At 37.6% G+C, this 23,357-nt stretch carries 17 protein-coding genes; 8 read left to right on the top strand and 9 right to left on the bottom strand.

All coding sequences use genetic code 11. The features are described from left to right. Positions 1-146: 146 nt before the first annotated feature. From EL165_RS12205 to EL165_RS12195, 3 genes are all read right to left on the bottom strand, one after another. Positions 147-3,329, bottom strand: a complete 3,183-nt coding sequence (locus tag EL165_RS12205; protein ID WP_002976721.1) for an efflux RND transporter permease subunit — start codon at positions 3,327-3,329, stop codon at positions 147-149. A gap of 41 nt (positions 3,330-3,370) precedes the next feature. Further along, entirely contained in the window at positions 3,371-4,531 is a 1,161-nt protein-coding gene (locus EL165_RS12200) for an efflux RND transporter periplasmic adaptor subunit (protein ID WP_002976723.1), read from the bottom strand. A gap of 360 nt (positions 4,532-4,891) precedes the next feature. After that, positions 4,892-5,488, bottom strand: a complete 597-nt coding sequence (locus tag EL165_RS12195) for a TetR/AcrR family transcriptional regulator (protein ID WP_002976724.1) — start codon at positions 5,486-5,488, stop codon at positions 4,892-4,894. A gap of 306 nt (positions 5,489-5,794) precedes the next feature. Between EL165_RS12195 and EL165_RS12190 the strand changes: the two genes are divergently transcribed. Beyond that, entirely contained in the window at positions 5,795-6,349 is a 555-nt protein-coding gene (locus EL165_RS12190) for a thioredoxin family protein (RefSeq protein WP_002976725.1), read from the top strand. A gap of 359 nt (positions 6,350-6,708) precedes the next feature. On the opposite strand, the gene EL165_RS12185 is transcribed toward EL165_RS12190, so the two are convergent. After that, on the bottom strand, positions 6,709-7,614 hold the full coding sequence (locus EL165_RS12185) for an AraC family transcriptional regulator (RefSeq protein WP_002976726.1): 906 nt from the start codon (positions 7,612-7,614) through the stop codon (positions 6,709-6,711). 123 nt (positions 7,615-7,737) lie between these two features. On the opposite strand from EL165_RS12185, the gene EL165_RS12180 reads away from it, so the two are divergent. The 3 genes from EL165_RS12180 to EL165_RS12170 are packed head-to-tail and all read left to right on the top strand — an operon-like array spanning position 7,738 to position 12,915. After that, positions 7,738-8,967, top strand: coding sequence for an MFS transporter (locus EL165_RS12180; RefSeq protein ID WP_002976727.1), 1,230 nt, complete (start codon positions 7,738-7,740; stop codon positions 8,965-8,967). Positions 8,968-8,969: 2 nt separating this feature from the next. Next, positions 8,970-10,451, top strand: coding sequence for a trehalase family glycosidase (locus EL165_RS12175; RefSeq protein WP_126358632.1), 1,482 nt, complete (start codon positions 8,970-8,972; stop codon positions 10,449-10,451). A gap of 22 nt (positions 10,452-10,473) precedes the next feature. Then, the gene (locus EL165_RS12170; protein ID WP_041461603.1) at positions 10,474-12,915 is read left to right on the top strand and encodes a TonB-dependent receptor; all 2,442 of its coding nucleotides are present in this window, start codon (positions 10,474-10,476) and stop codon (positions 12,913-12,915) included. A gap of 127 nt (positions 12,916-13,042) precedes the next feature. On the opposite strand, the gene EL165_RS12165 is transcribed toward EL165_RS12170, so the two are convergent. Continuing rightward, positions 13,043-13,681, bottom strand: a complete 639-nt coding sequence (locus tag EL165_RS12165) for an MBL fold metallo-hydrolase (RefSeq protein WP_041461604.1) — start codon at positions 13,679-13,681, stop codon at positions 13,043-13,045. A 70-nt stretch (positions 13,682-13,751) separates the two neighbouring features. Between EL165_RS12165 and EL165_RS12160 the strand changes: the two genes are divergently transcribed. Together EL165_RS12160 and EL165_RS12155 are read left to right on the top strand one after the other, a co-directional pair. Continuing rightward, entirely contained in the window at positions 13,752-14,972 is a 1,221-nt protein-coding gene (locus EL165_RS12160) for a type IX secretion system plug protein (RefSeq protein WP_002976732.1), read from the top strand. Between the two features lie 356 nt (positions 14,973-15,328). Next, positions 15,329-17,287, top strand: coding sequence for a M4 family metallopeptidase (locus EL165_RS12155; protein WP_002976733.1), 1,959 nt, complete (start codon positions 15,329-15,331; stop codon positions 17,285-17,287). Positions 17,288-17,368: 81 nt separating this feature from the next. Here EL165_RS12155 and hemH read toward each other — a convergent pair whose 3' ends face one another. Genes hemH through EL165_RS12140 form a run of 3 tightly spaced genes read right to left on the bottom strand, consistent with a single transcriptional unit; the run spans position 17,369 to position 19,831 of the window. Beyond that, entirely contained in the window at positions 17,369-18,397 is a 1,029-nt protein-coding gene (hemH, locus tag EL165_RS12150; RefSeq protein WP_002976734.1) for a ferrochelatase, read from the bottom strand. A gap of 15 nt (positions 18,398-18,412) precedes the next feature. Further along, positions 18,413-18,940, bottom strand: a complete 528-nt coding sequence (locus tag EL165_RS12145) for an NADPH-dependent FMN reductase (protein WP_002976735.1) — start codon at positions 18,938-18,940, stop codon at positions 18,413-18,415. A gap of 12 nt (positions 18,941-18,952) precedes the next feature. Further along, positions 18,953-19,831, bottom strand: a complete 879-nt coding sequence (locus tag EL165_RS12140) for a NifU family protein (protein WP_002976736.1) — start codon at positions 19,829-19,831, stop codon at positions 18,953-18,955. A gap of 165 nt (positions 19,832-19,996) precedes the next feature. On the opposite strand from EL165_RS12140, the gene EL165_RS12135 reads away from it, so the two are divergent. Then, the gene (locus EL165_RS12135; RefSeq protein WP_002976737.1) at positions 19,997-20,533 is read left to right on the top strand and encodes a gamma carbonic anhydrase family protein; all 537 of its coding nucleotides are present in this window, start codon (positions 19,997-19,999) and stop codon (positions 20,531-20,533) included. A gap of 147 nt (positions 20,534-20,680) precedes the next feature. Here the strand turns inward: EL165_RS12135 and EL165_RS12130 are convergent, their stop codons facing one another. Further along, positions 20,681-21,133, bottom strand: coding sequence for a hypothetical protein (locus EL165_RS12130; RefSeq protein WP_002976738.1), 453 nt, complete (start codon positions 21,131-21,133; stop codon positions 20,681-20,683). Positions 21,134-21,215: 82 nt separating this feature from the next. Here EL165_RS12130 and EL165_RS12125 point away from each other — a divergent pair, with 82 nt between their 5' ends. Continuing rightward, positions 21,216-23,342 (top strand): helix-turn-helix domain-containing protein, encoded by a 2,127-nt coding sequence (locus EL165_RS12125; protein WP_002976739.1) that lies wholly within the window; start codon positions 21,216-21,218, stop codon positions 23,340-23,342. The last annotated feature ends 15 nt before the right edge of the window (positions 23,343-23,357 follow it).

Raw genomic sequence — 23,357 nt, 5'->3', positions numbered from 1 at the left:
CAAAACTTAGAGAGGTTTCTATTGATGCAAAATTGTCTTTAGTAGGAGAAAATCTTTAGCTTTTGTAAACCATTAAGAATAGGCAGGTGAATAGTTAACCCCTTTAGTCTTAAAGTTTTCTCTAAGTTTTTGTATTTCATTTTTTATTAGTGACTGGCAGCTAAAAGTTCTTCCTCCATTTGTTTTTTCAGAAGTCTTTTCTTTTTTCTGCTCGGCATTTTTTCATGCAGATACTGGAATATTACATACATTACCGGAATAATGAAAATTCCGAATAGTACTCCGGTAAGCATTCCTCCTACAGTACTATAACCGATAGAATGGTTCCCTTTTGAAGATGCACCTTGCGTCCAGATCAATGGAAGCATTCCCACGATGAAGGCGAAAGAGGTCATTAAGATCGGTCTTAAACGTAATCTTGATGCCTGAAGTGCGGATTCAATTAATGATTTTCCTGCTTTTCTTCTCTGTACAGCAAACTCTACGATCAGGATGGCATTCTTAGCCAATAGTCCGACAAGCATGATCAATCCTACCTGAACATAAATATTGTTATCAATTCCTGCCAATCCTGTGAAGGCAAATACTCCGAAAATCCCTGTTGGAATAGTAAGAATAATAGCAAAAGGAAGCACATAACTTTCATACTGAGCAGCCAGCAGGAAGTATACAAACAGAATACTTAAGAAGAAGATAAATGCAGTCTGTCCGCTCGTTTTGATCTCCTCACGGGTAATTCCTGTCCACTCATATCCATATCCTCTAGGTAGTGATTGCTGGGCAACTTCTTCTACCGCTTTGATGGCATCTCCGGTACTGTATCCCGGTTTTGGAGTTCCGTTGATCGTTACGGCGTTGAATAGGTTATTTCTTGTTACCGTTTCAGGTCCGAAAGATCTTTTTAACTTTACTAATGTTTTTGCAGGAACCATTTCGCCTGATTGATTTTTAACATAAATTCCTTCCAGTGAATTGATGTCTGTACGGTAAGGAATATCGGCCTGAGCCATTACTCTGTAATATTTTCCGAATCTGTTGAAGTCCGATACAAAGCTACTTCCGAAATAAATCTGCATGGTCTGCATCAGTTCTGTTACCGAAACACCCAACTGGTTGGCTTTATCCGTATCCACATCAATAGTGTACTGAGGATTTCCAGCTGCATAAGTGGTAAAGGCAAAAGCAATTTCCGGACGCTTCATCAGCTCACCAATGAACTGCTGAGTGGTTGTTCCCAACTGTTCAAAAGAACTGTTTGTTTTATCCTGAAGCATGAACTCAAATCCGGAAACGTTACCGAAACCTTGTACAGTAGGGAAGTTGAAGAAGAATGCATTGGCATCTTTTACCTGGCTTACCTTTCCTGTTAAAGTTCCTGCAATCTGATCAGGATCTTTCATCTCACCACGCTTGTCATAATCTTTAAGTTTAATGAAACCTGCAGAATATGGAGAAGCGTTAGCATTACTGATAAAGTTCATCCCGTCGGCTACCCAAAGGTGATTCGTTGCCTTTTCACCATTGATGATCTTGTCGATCTGAGCCGTCGCTCTGTGTGTTCTTTCCAATGAACTTCCCGGAGGAGTATTTACCGCATATAATACAAATCCCTGATCTTCAGTAGGAATAAATCCTGATGGTGCTTTTTTAATCAGGAAGACACTTGCTGCTGTAATTACTACAAGACCTCCTATCGCAACCCATTTATTTTTGATTAAAAACTTAAGACTGTAGATGTATTTTCTGGTCATGCTGTTGAAGCTGGCATTGAATGCATTGAAGAATCTTGCACCAAAACCTTTTTTATGACCGTGCTCACCATGTTCTCCCTGAGGATCATTCAGGAACATTGCACATAATGCCGGACTTAATGTCAATGCGTTTACTGCTGAAATTAAAATCGCGATAGCTAATGTAAATGCGAACTGTCTGTAGAAAACTCCTGCAGGCCCCTGCATGAAGCCAACCGGAATAAACACCGCACACATGACCAATGTAATGGAGATAATCGCTCCTGAAATTTCGCTCATTGAGTTCATCGTAGCATGCTCTACCGGCATTCCCGTCTGTTCCATTTTAGAATGGACGGCTTCTACCACCACAATCGCATCATCCACTACAATACCAATGGCCAGAACTAATGCAAACAGTGTAAGCATGTTAATACTGAAACCAAATAACTGCAGGAAGAAGAAGGTTCCGATAATTGCGACAGGTACTGCAATGGCAGGAATTAACGTAGATCTGAAATCCTGAAGGAAAATATATACTACGATAAATACCAGAATGAAGGCAATCACTAATGTTTCCACAACCTGATGAATAGAAGCATCCAAAAAGTCTTTGGAATTATACATGATGATGGGTTTTACTCCTTTGGGAAGGGTAGTTTCCATTACTTTTACCTGCTTTTCAATTTCCGTAAGGATTTCGTTAGCATTGGATCCTGCAGTCTGTAAGATCGCGAATCCGGCAACCGGTTTTCCATCCACTCTGTTGGTAGCAGTGTAGGTGTAAGAACCAAATTCTACTCTTGCGACATCTTTCAATCTTAGGAAAGAGCCATCACTATTTGCTTTGATAGCAATGTTTTCATAGTCTTCACCCTTGTTCAGTTTTCCTTTATATTTAAGGATATACTCGTAAGTTTCCTTACTGCCCTGTCCAAGACGGCCCGGAGCCGCTTCAAGGTTGTGATCTTTAATGGCTCCCAAAACTTCCTGAGGAGAAAGATTGTTAGCCGCCAGTCTATCCGGTTTCAGCCAGATTCTCATCGAGTAATCCCTTGTTCCGAATACCTGAGCCTGTGCTACTCCCGGGATACGCTGTATCTGTGGAATAACATTAATTTTCAGGTAGTTTTGAAGGAATAATTCATCATATTGTTTTGCATCTTCACTGGTTAATCCCATGAACATAATCATACTGTTCTGAACCTTCTGTGTGGAAATTCCCGCCTGTACCACTTCCTGAGGCAACTGGCTCATCGCTTTGGATACACGGTTCTGTACGTTTACCGCGGCATTATCCGCATCAGCACCTTGCTTGAAGAAAACGCTCAGGGTCATAGTTCCGTCGTTACTGGAGTTGGAGGTCATATACGTCATGTTCTCAACTCCGTTTACCGCTTCCTCAATAGGCGTAGCAACAGAACGGGCTACAACCTCAGCATTAGCTCCAGGGTAGAATGCCGTTACCTGAACACTCGGTGGAGCGATGTCCGGGAAGAGGGCAATCGGTAAATTAAAGAGAGACAAAGCTCCCAATAATAAGAGGATTATGGAGATGACCGTTGAAAGGACCGGTCTTTCTATAAATTGTTTTAACATAAGAAGTTTATTTTTTTAAGTCTTCTGTATTCGGAAAAGGATTATAATGGTTTCGCTTTTAATAAGCTGTCAGAAGAAATATTTTTCGGCTTGATAGAAGCACCGTCTTTTAAGTTTCCGATTCCTGTGTAAACTATTTTTTCTCCGGGTGCAAGCCCTTCAGAAATAAAATAATAGCTATCCGTTTTTCCTGATATTTTGATCGGTCTTCCGGTTACCTTCTGATCTTTACCCATTACATAGACATAAGTTTTATCCTGAATTTCGAAAGTAGATTCCTGCGGAATTACTACAGCATTCGAAATCAGTTGAGGCATACGCACTCTTCCGGTGTTTCCGGTTCTTAAAGTTCCGTTGGCATTAGGAAATACAGCACGTACACTGATGGCTCCTGTAGTTTTGTCAAACTGTCCGTCTACGATGCTTAGTTTTCCTTTTTCAGGATATGTACTGTTATCAGCGATCACCAGTTCTACCATTGGCATATTTTTCAGTTTCTCTTCTAAAGTCGCTCCCGGATATTTATTCTGAAAGCCAATGAAGTCAAGTTCACTTAAAGAGAAATAGGCATAGATTTCACTGATGTCAGATAATAATGTCAATGGATTAGGATCTGTTCTGGAGATCAGACTTCCTTTTTTGTAAGGAATTCTTCCTATATAACCACTTACAGGAGCGGTAATGGTGGTAAATCCTACATTGATTCTGGCGCTTCCTACAGAGGCTCTTGCCTGTGAAGCAGCAGCAACAGCAGCTTCGTAATTGGCTTTGGCTGTTTTAAGCTGTACATCAGAAACTACCTTTGCAGCAACCAGTGGCTGAAGTCTGTCTACTTCTACTTTTGCTTTCTGAATATTAGCATTGGCAGCCTGCAGATTAGCCTGTGCCATGTTCATCTGTTCGCCATAGCTTCTGGAATCTATTTTAAATAATGGCTGTCCTGCTCTTACATAAGAGCCTTCCTCTACATAGATTCTGTCAAGATAACCGTCTACCTGAGATCTGATTTCAACATTGTTTTTTCCTTCCAAAGCAGTAGGGAATTCCTGATATGTAGTAGCGGGTGATGTAATAACGGTATAAACCGGAAGTTCTGGAGCTGGCGGCGCAGCATTGGTGCCTTCTGCGGCCTTAGTGCAGCTCTGTAAAAGAATTATACTTGCAATAAGTACAATAAACCTTGTTTTTCCAGGTATTTTCATTGTTAGTTTAATTTTTAATGAAGTGTTAGATTTAAGTAAAGTTCTTTTGATAAATGCTGTTTTTTTTCCTAACAGTGTTAATAGTTAGTTCAAAAAAAATTACAGGATTTTTAATGTGCAATTAAGTCAATCGTTTCCATAGCTGAATTTTTTAATGTTGCTTTTATATATAAGATGAGGTGTATATGTGTTAATTTTACTAACAGTGTTAATTGATAAGCAAAAAATGATTACTTTTAACAGCTGAATGTTATGAATTGCTTCATAATAATTTTATTTTTTAGTCAGGAATAAAAGAATAATTTACATTGATTCAGTGTTAATTTTCCTAACAGTGTTAACTTTTAATTCAAAAAAAATTTACAAAGACTTAATAAAAGCCGAAACAGTTTCGTCCAAGGTCGTCTTATTCATCGTTGAAGGGATATCAGCAGTACGCATCATCATAATAGAGATCATTCCGTGAACGGCGGAAAACAGGGCATGAGACATATGACAGGCATTGTCTGGATTGGACCCGTTTTTCTTAATAATCTCATAAGTACATTCATAGATCAGTTCCTGGAATGATGAGAATTCCTTTTTCATCTGTCCTTTTCCACAGCATTGCATTCCAAGACCAAACATCAGCTGGTAATATTCCTTATTTTTAAAAGCAAAGTTCCAGTATGCATCCACAATCGCAACAAGCTGCTCTTCCGGAGTGTCATGTTTTTGCTGAGCTTTTAACAATTCTATGTGTAACTTGTGAAAGCCATCTAATGAAATTTCAAACAGGATGGCATCTTTGTTTTCAAAATAATCATATACTACAGGAGCACTGTACTCAATAGCATCTGCTATTTTACGCATAGAAAGTGAACCCCAGCCTTCGGTTTTAGCCAACGTAAAAGCAGCCTGCAAAATATTTGCACGGATGGATTCTTTTTCTCGTTGACGGCGTTCATGTAGACCCATGATATTTTTTTACTAACAGCGTTAGCAAAACTACAAACTTTTTGATATAACTTCCAAAGGATATTTTGAGTTTTATGGGTTCACCTACTTTTTAAAGAAAATTAATTAAAGGCTGGAAGCTTGAAGAATGGGAGCTGGAAGTTATTTGTAAGGTCAAATAATATAATAATAGAATTTGACTATAACTATTTTGGAGACTTGAAAATCTTCCTGTTCCTTCTTGGATTAAAAACTAAAATGTCTATTTCAGAACCCGACTCAATTAACAAAAGAAATAATTATCTTTGCCAGTAAAGAAAAAAGGATATGAATACTCCATCAAATATGCTGGCATTAGGAACAAAAGCACCGTTTTTTGAACTTCCTAACCCGTCAAAAACGAATGAACTTCAGTCTTTGGAAGAACTGAAAGGAGAAAAAGGAACACTGGTCATCTTTATGTGCAACCATTGTCCGTTTGTTCTTCATGTGATTGATAAGATTAATGAATTATACGAAGATTACAACGAAAGAGGCATTGAATTCATTGCAATCAATGCCAATGATATTGAAAAATATCCGGCAGATTCTCCGGAAAAAATGATTGAATTCCAGATTGAAAGAAGATTTGATTTTCCTTATTTATTCGATGAAAGCCAGGCAGTAGCCAAAGCATATGATGCTGCGTGCACACCGGATTTTTATTTCTTCGATGATAAACTGGATTTGGTATACAGAGGTCAGATGGATGATTCAAGACCGGGAAATAATAAAGATGTAACCGGAGAAGATTTAATCATTGCTTTTGAAAATCTTTTAGCTGGAGAGCCTCAGGAAGAAATTCAAAGACCAAGTATGGGATGTAATATTAAATGGAAATAATTGCTGGTTTCTAGTTGTTTAGTTACTGGTTTTTACTAATACAAAGCTGCTCTTTGGGAGTGGCTTTTTTGTTGATCGCAATATAGTTCACCTATTATTCACACAGTTTGTCACTCCGTAGGAGTCTCGGCACAGCTTGTATTCTTTTATTGTAAACCTCTGAAAAGTAAGTCTGGATTCCTACAGAATGGACAAAAACAACGTTTAGTATAACCATACGAATTGTCACTCCGTAGGAGTCTCAGCACAACTTGAATTCTTTATTGTAAACTTCTAAAAAGTAAGCCTGGATTCCTACGGAATGGACAAGCACAACGTTTGGTATAACACAAATTGTCGACAATAACCCAAACAAATTGTCAAAAACTTATTTTAGCTTTAGTCTCCTGTTCAACCTTTAGATCCAGATTCACTTTATTATGCGTATGATTTCTTATAAACTCAGATGGTGTTTTCCCCGTATATTTTTTAAACATTCTGTTGAAATACGTTACATTATTAAAACCACATTGGTAACTGCATTCTGAAATAGACCTGTCCTGTACCATTAAGAGACATGCCTTATTGATTCTGTATCTGTTTACAAACTCTGTAAAAGTGATCTGTGTTGCTTTTTTGAAAAAATTACAGAAAGCTGGTAGTGTGAGGTTGGCAAGTTTTGCAACGTCTTCAATATCAATTTCCTTGTCATAATGGTGTTCTACATAGGTAAAGATATTTTCAAGGCGAGCTTTATTTTTGGAAATAATCGTGTAGGGCATAATTTCTTTATTCAGAAGATCATAATCTTCACATTTCGAAAGTTCAAAAAGAATTTCCAAAAGCAATAAATATCTTTTGTAGCCTTCTGATTCCAGCATAAGTTTCAATTTGGGAAGCATTACTTTTTTTACTTTATGGTGAAAGTGAATCCCGTATTTTGAAAGTTCCAAAAGATTTTTGATGGATCGGGCTTCTACTTCCTGTTCAGGAAACTGAAGGATTTCTTCCTTAAACTGAAGGACAATTTCTTCATGAGGGTCAATGGAGTTCAGCCCGAATCCGGAGTGAGGAATATTAGACCCGATTAATACAAGATCTCCATTCGTGTAATTACTTTTATGGTATCCGACATGGCGGGTTCCGCTCCCGGAAATGACACATACCAGCTCAATTTCGGGATGATAGTGATATTCCCATTTGAATTCTGAAATAGGAGAATTATTATGAATAGTGCGGAATGAACTCTTTTCATTAGGAATCACCCTTTCAAAAGTAACTTTCATTTAATTAATCATATTTAATTCTTAAAAATACTAATTATATTAATATAGTTCAAATATTGATTTACTGTGTTAAATTATCGTTAACACAAATGCTTCTATCTTAGCCGGCAAGAAGTAACCTGAATGAAAAATAGTAACATCAAGGCCGTTTTATTTTTAAATTATTTTGTCTTTGCCATTCTTCTGAATTCTGTAGGAACAGTGATCCTGCAGGTACAGCAGAATTTTGGAATTTCAAAATCCTCGGCCAGTGTTCTGGAAGGCTTTAAAGATCTTCCGATTGCCATATGTTCATTCATTCTTGCTTCATTTCTTCCCAAAATAGGAATCCGGAAATCAATGCTGATTGCCCTGCTGCTGGTAAGCAGTATGTGTTTTATAATGCCGTTTACCAATTCCTTCTGGGTTTTCAAATTATTATTTGCCACTGTAGGAGTTTCATTTGCCCTGATCAAAATATCGGTTTTTACTTCTATTGGATTGGTAACTGAAACAGATAAGGAACATTCCAGTTTTATGGGATTTCTGGAAGGGTTTTTCATGATCGGAGTATTAGCCGGGAATGTTTTGTTCAGTTTATATATTGACGATCATAATCCGGAATCTACCCAATGGCTGAATGTTTATTGGGTTCTCGGAGGGCTTTCCAGCTTATCTTTTATATTCCTTTTCTTTTCAAAACTGGATGAGAAAGAAGCGAAAAGTGAGAAAACAGATCTGTTGGGAGATTTAAGAAACAGTGCAAGTCTGTTCAGTTATAAAAAAGTGTTGTGCTTTTTATTATGCGCTTTCCTTTTTGTACTGGTAGAGCAGAGCTTTCAGACCTGGACTCCCACTTTTTATAAAGAGATTTTAAAAGTGCCGACTTCTATGAGTATTCAGGCGGGAGCAGTTTTGGCAGGCGCTTTCGCACTGGGAAGATTCTTGTCAGGTTTCTTCTCTAAAAAATTCAGCTGGATCTATGTGGTTTCTTTTTGTGTAATAGGTTTTGCCATTAGTTTGCTTCTGGTTCTGCCATTAACTCACAATATTCATATAGATACCAATACAAGTTGGCTGAATGCACCTTTGGTCGTGTATTTATTTCCTCTGATGGGAGGTTTGCTGGCACCTATTTATCCGAGTATTAATTCTGTAATTCTGGCGTCGATACCGAAATATTTGCACAGTGCCATGTCAGGGTTGATTGTTGTTTTCTCAGCAATCGGGGGAACTATAGGTTCCATCATTACCGGTTTTGTGTTTCAGGAATTCAGTGGACAGCGGGCATTCTATCTGTCTTTGATTCCTCTTTCATTACTGATCACTTCAGCGGTTTTCATGAATAAATTAAAAATTAATCCTAAAAAATAACAATGAGTAATCAACTTTATATAAACGATATCCAAACCCTTTTTGATGACGTGCAGAGATCTGAAATTTTTGAGGATCAGAAAATGATGACGGATGCAGTTCCTCTGTTTCCCATTGTAAAGATCAATGAAGATTATGAAAAAACGAAAGACAGTCCCAGTTTTGATCTGAAGGGTTTTGTAATGGCTCATTTTGACTTTCTAGGAGCCAGAGTTTCTGTTCAGAGAGAAGATCATCTTCTGATTGTGGATCATATTGAAAAATTATGGGACGAACTGACCCGAACGGCATATGAGGAAAAAGGAACCCTGTTAAAATTACCGAAACCTTATATTGTTCCGGGCGGCCGTTTTAATGAGTTTTTCTATTGGGACAGTTATTTTATCATGCTTGGATTACAAGCTTCCGGCAGGATAGAAATGATGGAAAATATTATTGAGAACTGTTCTTACCTTATTCAGAATGTAGGATTTGTTCCCAATGCGAGCAGAACTCATTTCCTGAGCAGGTCACAGCCTCCTTATTTTTCATTAATGCTGGATCTTCTTTTTGAAACAACTCATGACCAGGAAATTTATACAAAATATTATGACACTCTTGAAAAGGAGTATGCTTTCTGGATGGATGGCGAAGAAGGACTTGAAAACAATTCCAGTATAAAAAGAGTGGTAAAAACACTAGACGGAGATATTCTTAACCGGTATTACGATGCAGAAAATTCACCACGTCCTGAAAGCTATCTGATCGATATTGAAGATCATGAAAAAGCAACAGGAGCTGAATTTTACAGAAACATAAGAAGTGCCTGTGAGTCAGGCTGGGATTTTTCCAGCAGATGGTTCGCAGACGGACAAAATATACAGACAATAGAAACGCTGAACCTTGCACAGGTTGACCTGAACTGCCTTTTGTGGCATCTGGAAATGACTTTGGCAAAATCTTCAGCACTTCAAAATCTGAATGAAAAAGAACACTATTTTTCAGAAAGAGCAGCAAACCGAAGACAGATGATCAATCAATATTTCTGGGATGAAAACACTAAGATTTACAAAGATTATCACATTAAAAAAAACACAAAAACACCGTCTGAACATATTGCTGCTCTTTACCCTTTATTCCTTGGTATTGCAGATCAGAAGCAGGCTGAAGCAGTTGCAGAAGCGGTGGCTGAAAAATTTCTTTATCCGGGAGGCTTGGTGACGACCACTAAAAATTCAGGACAGCAATGGGATCTTCCCAATGCGTGGGCTCCTTATCAATGGCTGGGGTTCAAGGCAATGAAAAATTACGGCTTTGATGAACTGGCAGAAAAAATTAAAAATAACTGGTGTTCCAACGTAGAAAGAGTCTACCAGAATACCGGGAAACTGATGGAAAAATACAATGCATTAGACACAGAAACAATAGCAGGCGGCGGGGAATACCCCAATCAGGATGGATTCGGCTGGACGAATGGAGTGTATTTACAATTACAACAAAACTGAAACTAACTATAAAAATAAGGCTATGAAAAAAAAATCAATCTTTTTAATCGCCGCAACAGCTACGTTATATTTTAATAATGCTTATGCCCAGGAAACACCGCAGGATTCTGCAAAAGTTTCCTCCATCGATCAGATTGTCATCACAGGAAACTCAAATCCTAAGAAAAAAATAGAATCCAGTACAGCGATTTCCACATTCAGTTCCAAAGAAATTCAGAAGCAAAATCCGATCAGTGCAGCTGCTTTATTGCAGAGAGTTCCCGGATTTGCTGTGGAAACCTCTGGAGGTGAAGTAGGTAACAACCTTTTTGCAAGAGGTATTCCTTCTGCCGGAGCCTATGAATTTGTACAGGTACAGGAAGATGGTCTTGCGGTTTTTGAAGACGGCGCACTTCAGTTTGCCAATGCGGATAATTTTTTCCGTGTAGATAATTCCGTAAGCCGTATGGAAGCTTTGAGAGGAGGTTCAGGATCTATTTTTGCAACCAATTCTCCCGGCGGTCTGATCAACTTTATTACAAAAGAAGGAACCAATGATTTCAGAGGTACGGCAAAGCTGGAAACCAGTACCTACGGATTAATGCGTACTGATGTTAATGTAGGCGGAGCATTGGTTCAGGATAAATTGTTTTTCAATGTCGGTGGCTTTTACAGAACAGATGACGGTATCAGAAAAACAGGCTTCAAAGCCAATAACGGAGGGCAGATCAGAATGAATCTGAAATATGTTTTTGATAAAGGATATGTGAAAGTTTACTACAAAAAACTGGATGACAGAAATACATTCTTCCTTCCCATTCCTTTGATCCAAAACGGAAATAAACTGAAAGGATTTCAAGGTTTTGATCCCAACTATGGAACCTACAGCTACAGAGCTATCAGCCAGCTGAATATTCCGCAGGCCGGAGGAGGATTTTTCAACAGAAATCTTGAAGACGGAATTCATCCGAAAGTTGATGTTGTAGGTGCTGAATTTAAATATGATCTTGGAAAGAATTTCAGTGTTTTAAACAAGACAAGATATACGGATATCAATATGAACTATACCGGGATTTTTCCGGCAGGAGGTCCGAAGCAGGCTTCTAAATATGCAACAGATCAGGTAAAAGACGGCGGACTTGGGATGAGTGACTATCAATATTCTCTGGTAAGCAACGGAGCTGTTGTAAATCCTGAGTTTGTTCAAAAATTAGGATTCTGGGCGATTGATAAGCAGATGAATAATTTTGTGAATGATCTGCAGTTCAATTATAAATTCGATAAAGGAAACGTTACAGCAGGTTTTTACAAATCCAACTGGAAATCCCAGCAGTACTGGAACTGGAGCAATATTCTGACAACAGCTACAGACAGACCTGAGCTTTTGAATCTGGTAAATCCATCTCTTAGCCCATCCGATGACGGATACTCCAAGACTTACAACGGAGTGATGGATATGACATTTTTACAAAGACGAACACAGACTCAGGGAAGTTTGAATGACCTTTATGTAAACTTAGACTATAACATTACCGATGCCTTAAGTATGAATGGAGGGCTTCGTTACAGCCATGACTATTATAAAGGAAATTTTGCCAACACAACAACTGCCAATTTAAATAACTCCGGGTTAACCACTGATGGAACTCATGGTTTCAACACGACTACAGCGGATGATAATATGAGCGTATTGGGAAATAAATATACCTACTGGAATTATAATATAGATAAAGTTTCTTTCACATTGGCTGCCAATTATAAGATCAACAGGGAGAATGCTGTATATGCACGTTTTTCCAATGGTTTCAGATCTCCGAATGAGGAAGCGTATTACAATTATTTTTCCAACCCGACACCGGATAAACCTTTAAAATCAGTAACAACCAACCAGCTGGAAGTAGGATACAAATATTACTCGCGTACTTTTGATGTAGCAGTGATTCCGTTTTATTCTACATTAAAGAATCTGTCATTTACCGATATCTTTTCTGATGGAAAATCTGAAAACACTTTTGCCAATACACAAAACTATGGAGTTGAGGTGGAAGGATATGCCCGCTTATTCAATAATATTTTAGAACTTACCTTCAACGGAACTATTCAAAGTCCAAAATATAAAAACCTTGAAGCAGGAAGTGTTCTGGAAGGTAATGTAGTAAGAAGAATGCCGAAATTTTATTTCAATATTTCTCCGGCAGTGAATATCACAAAAGAATGGAGAGCTTATGTAAGCATGAATTATTATGGAAAACGTTTCCAGGATGAGAAGAATGTACAGACATTGCCTTCTTTCACAGAATTTGGAGCAGGAATGTCTTATCAGTTAGGGAAAATACGTTTTGCAGTGGATGGTACCAATATTTTCAACACCATTGGTATTACAGAAGGAGATCCGAGAGCAGGATCGCCAAACGGGGATGGAATCATCATGGCCAGACCTATTATGGGGGCTGCTGCCAGAGCATCAATCACTTTGGATTTCTAAAATCTGTTTCTTTATAACAACAAAACCGTCGGAATTTCTGACGGTTTTGTATTTTTTATATAAGTTATCAGCCTAAGTTTGATTCAAAACATTTATAACTCTCAAACCCTAAAATTCTCCGACTCTCTTACTTCAAAAACGGATTATACTGTTTCTCAAAGCCGATTGAAGTAGGATTTCCATGTCCTGAAAAAACCTGGGTATCATTATCTAAAATAAAAAGTTTCGTTCTGATTCCTTCAATCAACTGATCATAATTTCCTTTATACAGATCTGTTCTTCCTATGCTGCCTTCAAAAAGCACATCCCCTGAAATCATGAATTTTTGATTTTCGTTATGATATACCACGCTTCCGGGAGAATGTCCCGGAACATGATAAATTTTAAACTTTTCTCCATCCAGATCCAGCTCTTCTCCTTCTTTAATATATTCGATCTCTACTTTTACAGGATCTATCTTCATTCCAAATCTCACACCGCTTGCCTGAAGCATGTCCAGTACTTCCTGGTCTTCCTGATGCATATTCACAGGAACTTTAAAAGTGTCAAAAGCCCATTGCAGCCCGAAGACATGGTCAATATGAGCATGTGTCAAAAGAATTTTCTGAATCTTCAGTCCTTTCTCAGTAATGAAATTATCAATAGCCTGAGTTTCCTGAGCATTCATATTTCCCGGATCTATTAACCAGGCATTTTTATTTTCGTTATAGATGATGTAAGTATTTTCGCTGGCAAAATTGAAAACGAAACCTTGAATCTGAAGCATATCTGAATATTTTTTATTCAAAAATACGATATTATTAAGAAAATGGCTATTTTTCGCTATCTTCGTCATAATGAAAACTTTGCGAATACTCTTACTTTCTTTGAGCGGATTGGTTTTTGGGCAAAATATCCAAAGTATCCAGCTGTTCAATCCTCAGACCAATGACGAAACTCCTGTCATTAAGATAGGAGAACAATTGGTTCTTGGTTTTGATGATCTTACCAACAGCAGTCAGATCTACCGGTATACATTCAAACATTATGACAGAAACTGGAATGAAGATAATCTGTTTTTTACAGAATTTGCTACCGGAAGTATGAATGCACTTCTGGACCAGTTTCAGTATTCTTTCAATACATTGCAGGCTTATACTCATTATAAACTGGTTTTTCCGAATGATAAAATCCAGCTGAAAGTTTCAGGGAATTATGAGCTGATTGTTTATAAAGATTCAGCTGATCAGCCTCTTTTCAAAAAAAGGTTTTATCTGGTGGAAGATGTAACTTCTGTGGGATTAAATATTTCAAGATTTGCAGATGCAAAAAATCCGAACGTTAACCAGAGGGTGGAAGTGAACGTTTCTCCGAAAGGAGGAGATATCTCTTCCAATGTCAATTCAATCACGATGAATGTGATGCAGAATAACAACCCGAATATGGTGATTTCCAATCTTAAGCCGAGCAGTGTTTTAGGAAATCAGATACTTTTCCAGCAGATGAACCTCGTTTTTCCGGGAGACAATGAGTTTTATTATTTTGATAATAAAAATATGAATATGGCAGCAGATATGGTGCGTGCCACGGAAATAAAAGATGATGTCAACCAGACTTATCTTCATCCTGTATGGGCTTTTCCCCTGAATTACCAATATCAGCCTGACGTCAATGGTGCATGGTATTACAGAAGAAATGACCTGGGAAGAGAAAGAGATGCAGAAAGAGAAGCTGATTATTCATGGGTACACTTTTATCTGGATTCTGATCCTGTAGACAAAGAGATTTATGTTTTGGGGGGATTTAATAATTATAAGCCAACAAAGGAGAACCAAATGCAGTATGATTCTGCCACTAAGCAGTATGTTGCTAAAATATTTCTGAAACAAGGTTTCTATAATTATGTACTTGCAACGAAAGAAGCAAACGGCCCATTGAACTTTGGAGAAGTGAATGGTAATTTCTGGCAAACGGAAAACCTTTATCAGGCATTTCTGTACTATGCACCTTTCGGAAGAAATTACGATGGACTTATGGGATATGGAGAATTCAGAACTCCGGTTGCGAATAAGCGTTAGTGATCTTACATTACTTATAAAATTACATACAAACGGGACTATCTCTTGAGATGGTCCTTGTTTTTTGTCCATATTAAAAGAATTAATCTCTTAAAATTCGGCTCAGGACTTAATTTTTTTAATTATAATGCACAGCATAGTGAAAAAAAATAATTCACAAAATTTTGATTTTAATTAAATATTTTAATATAAAATTTATATTACTGAAAAATTATATTTAAATAATTTTCTTTGTTTTAAAATCATCATTGTGTTTTGTTTATTGATTTATAATATCAATTGAATTTTATTCATTGTTTTTATTGTTTTATTGCGAAAAGTTTATAAATTCGTCATCACAATCAACCATTATTAATATGAAAACGAAATTTATCTTAGTGGCTAGCGTTGCTGCCTGCTCTTTTGTTTTTGGACAAAACACACCATCAAAATTAATTCCGGGTAAAAGTGGCTTACATGCCGAATTTATGAGATTTGACAAAAATGCGCCGGCATTCCAGGGAAGCCCTGTTTTATTTGACGAAGCATCTCAGAGACTGTCTCCCGCACAAGCCCGCAAACTAGGCCTGGAAAAGGATGCATTAGGTTTCGAAACTCAAAGATTCCAGCAAACCGTCAATGATATTCCTGTAGAATACGGAATGATGGCGGTACAGACAAAAAACGGTAAAATTGTAGGACAATCAGGAAAGTGGATTCTTAATGTGCCTAAAGGACTTGAGAAGAAAGCCAATATTTCTGAAAATATTGCTTTACAGAATGCTTTATCGTTTGTAGGAGCGGAATCCTATAAGTGGAAAAACAAAGAAGAGGAAGATTTTCTTAAAAAAGAAACCGGAGACCCTAATGCAAGCTATGCTCCTAAAGGTGAGTTAGTGTATTATTCAGATCCTGATGATGACAAGCTGAATGATTTAAGGCTGGCTTATAAATTTGATATTTATGCTGAAAAACCATTAAGCAGACAAAATGTTTTTGTAGATGCTAAAAATGGGAAGATACTAGGTGTAGATGCGATTATTCACGAAGTAAATGCTCCGGGAACAGCCGTTACAGCATATAGTGGAACCCGTAATATAACCACAGACTCATATAACGGAAGCTACCGCTTGAGAGAAACAGGAAGAAATGCCGGAACAGCTGTGGAAACATACAACCTGAAAAAAGGAACCAGCTATGCTTCTGCTGTAGACTTTACAGATACAGACAATAACTGGAATAATGTTAATACCAATAAAGATCAATACGCTACAGATGCTCATTGGGGAGCAGAGATGACAGTGGATTATTATTATACAAAATACGGGCGTAAGAGTATTGATAATAATAACTTTGCTATTAAATCTTATGTGCATTATTCTACCAACTATTTTAATGCATTTTGGGATGGTTCCAGAATGACTTATGGTGACGGAAGCTCTACTACAAACGGCGGAAAACCTTTAACAGCCATAGATGTGTGTGGTCATGAAATTACACACGGTTTAACTTCTAAAACAGCTAATCTTGCTTATCAGAGAGAATCAGGAGCTTTAAATGAAGGTTTCTCAGATATCTTCGGGAACTCTATAGAGCGTTGGGCAAGACCTACGCAGGCAAGCTGGACCCTGGGAGAAGACTTCAGTTATGTGATCAGAGATATGTCCAATCCAAATGCTTACAGCCAGCCGGATACTTATAAAGGGAAATACTGGAAAGATGCTACTACTACAGGATGTGCTGTACCGGGGCAAACTACCAATGACTATTGTGGAGTACACACTAACTCCGGAGTACTGAACTTCTGGTATTATCTTTTGGTAACAGGAGGCTCAGGAACTAATGATAATGGTTTTGCTTATAATGTTTCCGGAATCGGACTGGATAAAGCAGGCGCTATCGCTTACAGAACATTGACAACTTATCTGACTTCGTCATCCAATTATGCCAATGCCAGAACTTACTCTCTTCAGGCAGCAGCAGATCTATACGGTGCCGGAAGCAATGAGGTGACACAGGTTACCAATGCATGGAATGCAGTAGGTGTAGGAGGTGGAACTTCTCCTGCAGGCTTGGTAGCATCAACTTCAACTATTTCAGCTTATACCATCAGCCCGAATCCGGCAACTGACAGATTCACTGTAAACTTTGAAGGTAAAGCAGGAAAAGGAATTGTAGAGTTGGTAAGCCTTACGGGTAAAAAAGAAATTTCTGAAAAAGTTGAAATCACTGACGGAGTGAATAAACTTAACATCCAGTTACCTTCCAACATTCTTCCGGGAGTTTACATTGTAACCGTAAATGGGCAGAAAGCAGGAAACCTGATTAAAAAGTAACACCAAATAAATTTTTAATATATTCAACAAAAAGGCCGCAAGAACTAACTTGCGGCCTTTTGTATATTTTAAACGTATAAATTAAACCAGATAGAAATCGTTAAGCTTTTCTTCGCAAAGGATTTTTACCACTTCAATCCAGCGGTCTTCATCATTCAGACATGGGATATAATGGAAATTTTCTCCGCCTCCATGCAGGAACTGTTCTTTACCTTCTACGGAAATTTCTTCCAGTGTTTCAAGACAGTCAGAAACGAAAGCCGGGCATACAATAGCCAGATTTTTTATTCCTTTTTTACCAAGATTCTCAAGTGTTTCGTCTGTATAAGGCTCAATCCACTTGTCTTTTCCTAACCTTGACTGGAAAGAAACAATGGTTTTTTCTTTAGGCAAATTCAGTTTATCGATGACAAGCTGTGTCGTTTTATAACATTGGTGACGGTAGCAGAACTGATGACTTGGATTGTCTTCCCTAGAACAACAGTCATTAAGGTTACAGGTCCTGGTAGGATCTGTCTTATAAATATGTCTTTCCGGAACACCGTGATAAGAGAACTGAAGAGCATCGAAATTTTCTGGAAGCTTCTCTTTAATACTTTCTGCAAGGCAATTGATGTAAATATCCCTGTTGTAGAAAGGCTGAATATAATTGATCTTCACCTGTGGAAACTTCTTTTTCCTTACTTCTTCAGCTTTTTCAATTACAGTCTCAGTTGTACTCATCGCATATTGAGGATATAGAGGAAAAAGAACAATTTCAGTGATTCCCTGATCCACCAGTTTCTGAATACCGGTTTCAATGCTTGGTTCTGCATATCTCATCCCGATTTCCACCGGAACATCTACTACCTTTTGCAGTTTTTTCTGAATCTGTTCAGTAATAACAATCAGTGGTGAACCTTGATCCGTCCAAACCGTTTTATAGGCTTCTGCAGATTTTGCAGGTCTTGTTTTCAGGATAATTCCCTGTACAAGCAACGCACGGAAGATCCAGCGATAATCAATCACTCTTTCGTCCATCAAAAATTCATCAAGATATTCCTTTACGTCGTTTACAGAAGTTGATCTCGGTGATCCGAGGTTGACCAGTAAAATTCCTTTCTTATTCAATATTCTAATTTTTAATTATGAAACAGACGTTGTAAAATCTGTTACTAATTCTGCTACTTTAGCAAAGGTATTACTTTCCAGTAAGCCATTGCTGTCAAATTTGCCTTTTATCCCTTTTATCAATACCTGATGTTTATCATCTGTTACTGCACCCAGAGTTTTTAAAATCAATAACAACTCCTCATGTCCTTTTTCCCCGCTTGCGGAAGCTGTAATGACTGCTGTCGGTTTATCAGAAAAAACTGTTGTGGAAACACACCACTCCAACAGATTTTTTAATCTTCCAGGAATACTGAAAATATATTCCGGTGTGGAAAATATGACTCCAGCTGAATCTTTAATAGCTTCTCTGATCTTAAGAACTTCTTCAGGAGTATTGTTATCTGTTAATGCAGTATCAAAATGCGGAAGAACAGAAAGATCATCATAGATTTTGAAATCCGCATGACCCGCTTTTTTCAGTACCTGTTCCATCAGTTTCAGATTGCTGGAATTTTCAGAAGCACTTCCTATAATGATAACAATTTTCTTTCCGGCAGGCATTTTTTAACTGTTTTATCCGTTTACGGCTTCTACTTTTTCTACTAAGTCCGGAACGAATTGTTTTAGAATATTTTCAATTCCGTTTTTCAAAGTAGCTGTAGAACTTGGGCATCCTGAACACGCACCTTGCAGAAGCATTTTTGCCGTTTTATTCTCCTGATCATATTCCATCAGGGAAATCTTTCCACCATCATTTTCTACGGCAGGAGCTACATATTCATTTAAGATATCAGAGATTTTCTGTTCATCTTCAGTATAATCTCTGTTGATAATTTTTTCAACAGGGTTTTCATGTTTCTGAGGTTCTATTTTTGAAATCTCACCTCCGTTTTGAAGATATTCAGCAATAAGAGCACGGACAGTCATCATTACCTGATGCCATTCCACAGAATTATCTCTGGTAACGGCTACAAAGTTATCAGAAATGAAAACTTCCGTTGCAAAATCAAATTCTTTAAAAATAGCCTGAGCCAAAGGAACTTCTTCTGCAGCGTCTTTCGATTTTACTTCCACAAAACCCTCCATCAGTAATTTGCTTGAAACAAACTTCATTACATTCGGGTTCGGAGTCATTTCAGCATAAATCTGATACATTTCTTTTTTCTTCTGAAGATAGATTCTCGGGTTAGCCAGTAATTCATCTTCAATTACGTTTTTCAGACTTTCAGCAACATGTTCCCACTCCACAGTATCCTGCTTTGCCACAGCAACAAAGTTAGCTGTGATGAAAATTCTTTCCACAAACGGATAATTGAAAAGTTCCTGTGCCAATGGAATTTCTGATATATCTGAATTTCTGTCCAGCTCTAAAGAACCCGGGATGAGATTGTAGTCTGCTACAAATTTCATCACTTTTGGGTTTTCAGTTGGTTCTATAAGTACGGTACGCATTTTTTCGTTAAATTTGAGATACAAAAATACGCATTAGAAGTCAGAAGCTGAAGATAGAGAGTTAGATTTTTGCTATCGCTGTAATTTAGAAGTTAGATACCTGAAATTATATGGCAAATATCATATTCTCAAATCGGCTTATTTTCGAATTTTCAAATTAATATTATGGCACTTATAAAAGAACTTTTAGGAAAAGCACCACAGATCGGAGAGAATACATTTTTGGCAGAGACAGCAACCATTATTGGGGATGTTATCTTGGGAAAAGACTGCAGTGTCTGGTATAACGCAGTGATCAGGGGAGATGTTAATTATATCAGAATGGGAGACAAGGTGAACGTTCAGGATAATGCAATGCTGCACTGTACCTATCAGAAATATCCTCTGAATATCGGAAATAATGTCTCTATAGGACACAACGCGATTGTGCATGGATGTACTATTAAAGATAATGTATTGATCGGGATGGGAGCCATTGTAATGGATGATTGCCTGGTAGAAGAAAATTCTATCATAGGAGCAGGTTCTGTCGTTACTCAGGGAACCCACGTTAAATCCGGAGAAGTCTGGGGCGGAGTTCCTGCAAAGAAAATCAAAGATATCAATGCACAGTTACTGGAAGGAGAAGTGAACAGAATTGCGGATAATTATGTGAAATATTCTTCATGGTATAAGGAAAATGTGAAGGATCATCAGTTTTAAAGATTGTCAATAGTCAATTCGCTGCGTTTGTCAATTATTTGAAGACATTCACTATTCATTGGCGAAAAATTCACGATTAACAAATATAAAAGCTCCGTCCCCGGGACAGAGCTTTTTTCGATTTGATATAGAACCTTTGCTTTATTGTTAGTTAGGGTCAGGTGTGATCATTCTTATCTTGCCATTGATGCATTTTAGGGATATAGGAGGCATGACCATCATACAGTCTGACACAATATTATACTTTTCATTAAAAGCTCTCACTTTATCCGTATACTCATTGACTCTCGGCAGGAAAGTCTCTTCTATTTTCTTTGGATAGGCTATGTATTGCTGAGGCCCGCCGCAGGATTTTGATCCCATTGGCGTAAATGCCCAATCACTGGCATCCGTACATTTTTCGCCTGATACTTCAGAATCAATGGAAGCTTTTAGTTTATCCAGTTGAGCCTGTTCATACTTCTGGCTGTCTTCATCAGCAGGTCTGTCTGCAATATCGACAGGAAGATTGGTATTGGCATTTTTTGATGTATTACAGGAAACCAAAGTTAATGTAGTACATAATACTATTGCCGGGATATGAAAGAATAATTTTTTCACAATAAACTTTTTTCTTTTTAAGAATTTTCAAAACTTATGCCAAGGTAAGAAAATCAAATTCATTTCCGTATTTTTGACAACGATGAACAATCATTTTTTTGACTTAATAGAATACACCAACAGAAGCGTTTTTTTAACCGGGAAAGCTGGAACAGGAAAGACGACATTTCTTAATGATTTTGTAAGGCGTACCAAGAAAAAGCATATTGTGGTGGCTCCTACGGGAATTGCTGCCATTAATGCAGGAGGTGTGACAATCCACTCCATGTTTGGACTGCCGTTGAGAACCTTTCTTCCTACTACAGAAAGGATAGACACCAGTTTGGCTAATAATATTGCTGATCTGATGCCTCATTTCAAATATCGTAAAGATAAACTGAAGCTTTTGAGGGAGGTTGAAATCATCATCATTGATGAGGTTTCGATGCTGAGAGCTGATGTTCTGGATATGATGGATTTTTCCTTGCGGTTTATCAGAAGGAATAATCAAAGATTTGGTGGCGTTCAAATGTTGTTCATTGGGGATTTGTATCAGCTTCCTCCGGTAGTGAGGGATGAGCATATCCTGAAAATGTATTACAATTCACCTTTCTTTTTTGACAGCCATGCCATTAAAGAAATTCCCATTGTTACCATTGAGCTGACAAAAGTATACAGACAGTCTGATGAAGAATTTCTGGAAATCCTGAATGCAATCCGCGATGGAGATGTGGATAATATCGATTTTGACCATCTTAATGAAAGGTATGATCCTGACTTTGATATGGGGAAAGAATCTTACGTTTATCTGTGTTCCCACAATAAAATGGCAGATGAAATTAATCAGGAAAAACTGGCAGAGATAAAAGTAGATCCTCAGGTTTATGAAGCTAAGCTTGTAGGAGACTTTAAAGAAAATCAGTTTCCCAACGACCAGTTTTTAGAACTGAAAATCGGGGCCCAGATTATGTTTATCCGGAATGATATTTCCGGTGAAAAGAAATATTTTAACGGAAAACTGGGGGAGATTATAGGATTGGATGAAAATGAAATCCGGGTAGTATTGGATGAAAGTGAAAGAGAAATTGTTGTAAAAAGAGAAACCTGGGAACAGAAAAAATATTTCCTTGATACAGATAAAAATATCAAGGAAGAAGTATTGGGAAGTTTTGAGCAGTTTCCTATTAAGCTGGCATGGGCGGTTACAATTCACAAAAGTCAGGGATTAACATTTGATAAAGTCATTATTGATGCTGGAAAAAGTTTCACTGCCGGTCAGGTGTATGTTGCTTTATCCCGTTGCAGAACCCTGGAAGGAATTGTTTTAAAATCAAAGATTACTCCCGAAGTTATTTTTAAGGATAACCGGATTTTACATTTCCACACTGATACAATTGCCAATGATCATGTTGAAGCCATTCTTAATCAGGAAAAATATGATTACAGCATCAGAAAAGTGCTGCGTACGCTTGACTGCACTTGGTTTTTGAAAGAAGTGGAAGAGTGGAATAACCTTTCCATTGTAACAAAAAATATTGATCATGTCAAAACCAAACAGCTTTATCTGCAGTTAAAGCATGAAGCGGTGAATCTTGGGAAAATATTTGAAAAACTGGAACGGATTATTTTCCAGAAAGTCAATAATTTTATTGAACAGAAAGAAGAATGGTCCGAAATTGAAAGCAAATCAAAAGGTGCAGTTAATTTCTTCTTTACTGAGACCAGAAATAAAATATTCGATCCTTTGAAAGAATTTTATGCTGAAATAAAAGGAGCAAAAGGATTAAAACAGTACAACGAAGAATTTAAAAGCTGGCTGGAAGACATTGAAGAATATCTGAATAGCTTAAGAGAAATTCATCTTCTTGAAACGAAACTTTTAGATGAAAAGAATGATAAGGAAATCAATCTGAAAATTGCTAAAGTCCCTTCTCAGGTTTTAACCTTCCAGTTGTTTGAACAGGGAAAAACCATCGGAGAAATTGCATTGGAAAGAGGTTTGGTGAAAGAGACCGTTATCGGCCACCTGGCTAAGTTTGCAGAACAGGGATTGCTGGATATTTCCAGAGTCATCACTTCAGATAAGATTAAGGCTTTTGAAGATGAGTTTTACAGAAACCCTCACGAAACCCTTACAGAGTGGAAAAATGCACTGCCAAGCCATTTTGAATTTAACGAAATCAGGATTTTGATTAATCACTATAATTATAAAAAAGAAAAGAACTCGTAAGAGTTCTTTTCTTTT

This window comes from Chryseobacterium gleum (assembly GCF_900636535.1).
GTDB classification, from domain to species: Bacteria; Bacteroidota; Bacteroidia; order Flavobacteriales; family Weeksellaceae; genus Chryseobacterium; species Chryseobacterium gleum.
This window is presented reverse-complemented; position numbering and strand designations above follow the sequence as displayed.

Coding starts and splice junctions, on each gene's coding strand:
- EL165_RS12205 (WP_002976721.1), bottom strand. CDS start 3,329: ATGTTAAAACAATTTATAGAAAGACCGGTCCTTTCAACGGTCATCTCC.
- EL165_RS12200 (WP_002976723.1), bottom strand. CDS start 4,531: ATGAAAATACCTGGAAAAACAAGGTTTATTGTACTTATTGCAAGTATA.
- EL165_RS12195 (WP_002976724.1), bottom strand. CDS start 5,488: ATGGGTCTACATGAACGCCGTCAACGAGAAAAAGAATCCATCCGTGCA.
- EL165_RS12190 (WP_002976725.1), top strand. CDS start 5,795: ATGAATACTCCATCAAATATGCTGGCATTAGGAACAAAAGCACCGTTT.
- EL165_RS12185 (WP_002976726.1), bottom strand. CDS start 7,614: ATGAAAGTTACTTTTGAAAGGGTGATTCCTAATGAAAAGAGTTCATTC.
- EL165_RS12180 (WP_002976727.1), top strand. CDS start 7,738: ATGAAAAATAGTAACATCAAGGCCGTTTTATTTTTAAATTATTTTGTC.
- EL165_RS12175 (WP_126358632.1), top strand. CDS start 8,970: ATGAGTAATCAACTTTATATAAACGATATCCAAACCCTTTTTGATGAC.
- EL165_RS12170 (WP_041461603.1), top strand. CDS start 10,474: ATGAAAAAAAAATCAATCTTTTTAATCGCCGCAACAGCTACGTTATAT.
- EL165_RS12165 (WP_041461604.1), bottom strand. CDS start 13,681: ATGCTTCAGATTCAAGGTTTCGTTTTCAATTTTGCCAGCGAAAATACT.
- EL165_RS12160 (WP_002976732.1), top strand. CDS start 13,752: ATGAAAACTTTGCGAATACTCTTACTTTCTTTGAGCGGATTGGTTTTT.
- EL165_RS12155 (WP_002976733.1), top strand. CDS start 15,329: ATGAAAACGAAATTTATCTTAGTGGCTAGCGTTGCTGCCTGCTCTTTT.
- EL165_RS12145 (WP_002976735.1), bottom strand. CDS start 18,940: ATGCCTGCCGGAAAGAAAATTGTTATCATTATAGGAAGTGCTTCTGAA.
- EL165_RS12140 (WP_002976736.1), bottom strand. CDS start 19,831: ATGCGTACCGTACTTATAGAACCAACTGAAAACCCAAAAGTGATGAAA.
- EL165_RS12135 (WP_002976737.1), top strand. CDS start 19,997: ATGGCACTTATAAAAGAACTTTTAGGAAAAGCACCACAGATCGGAGAG.
- EL165_RS12125 (WP_002976739.1), top strand. CDS start 21,216: ATGAACAATCATTTTTTTGACTTAATAGAATACACCAACAGAAGCGTT.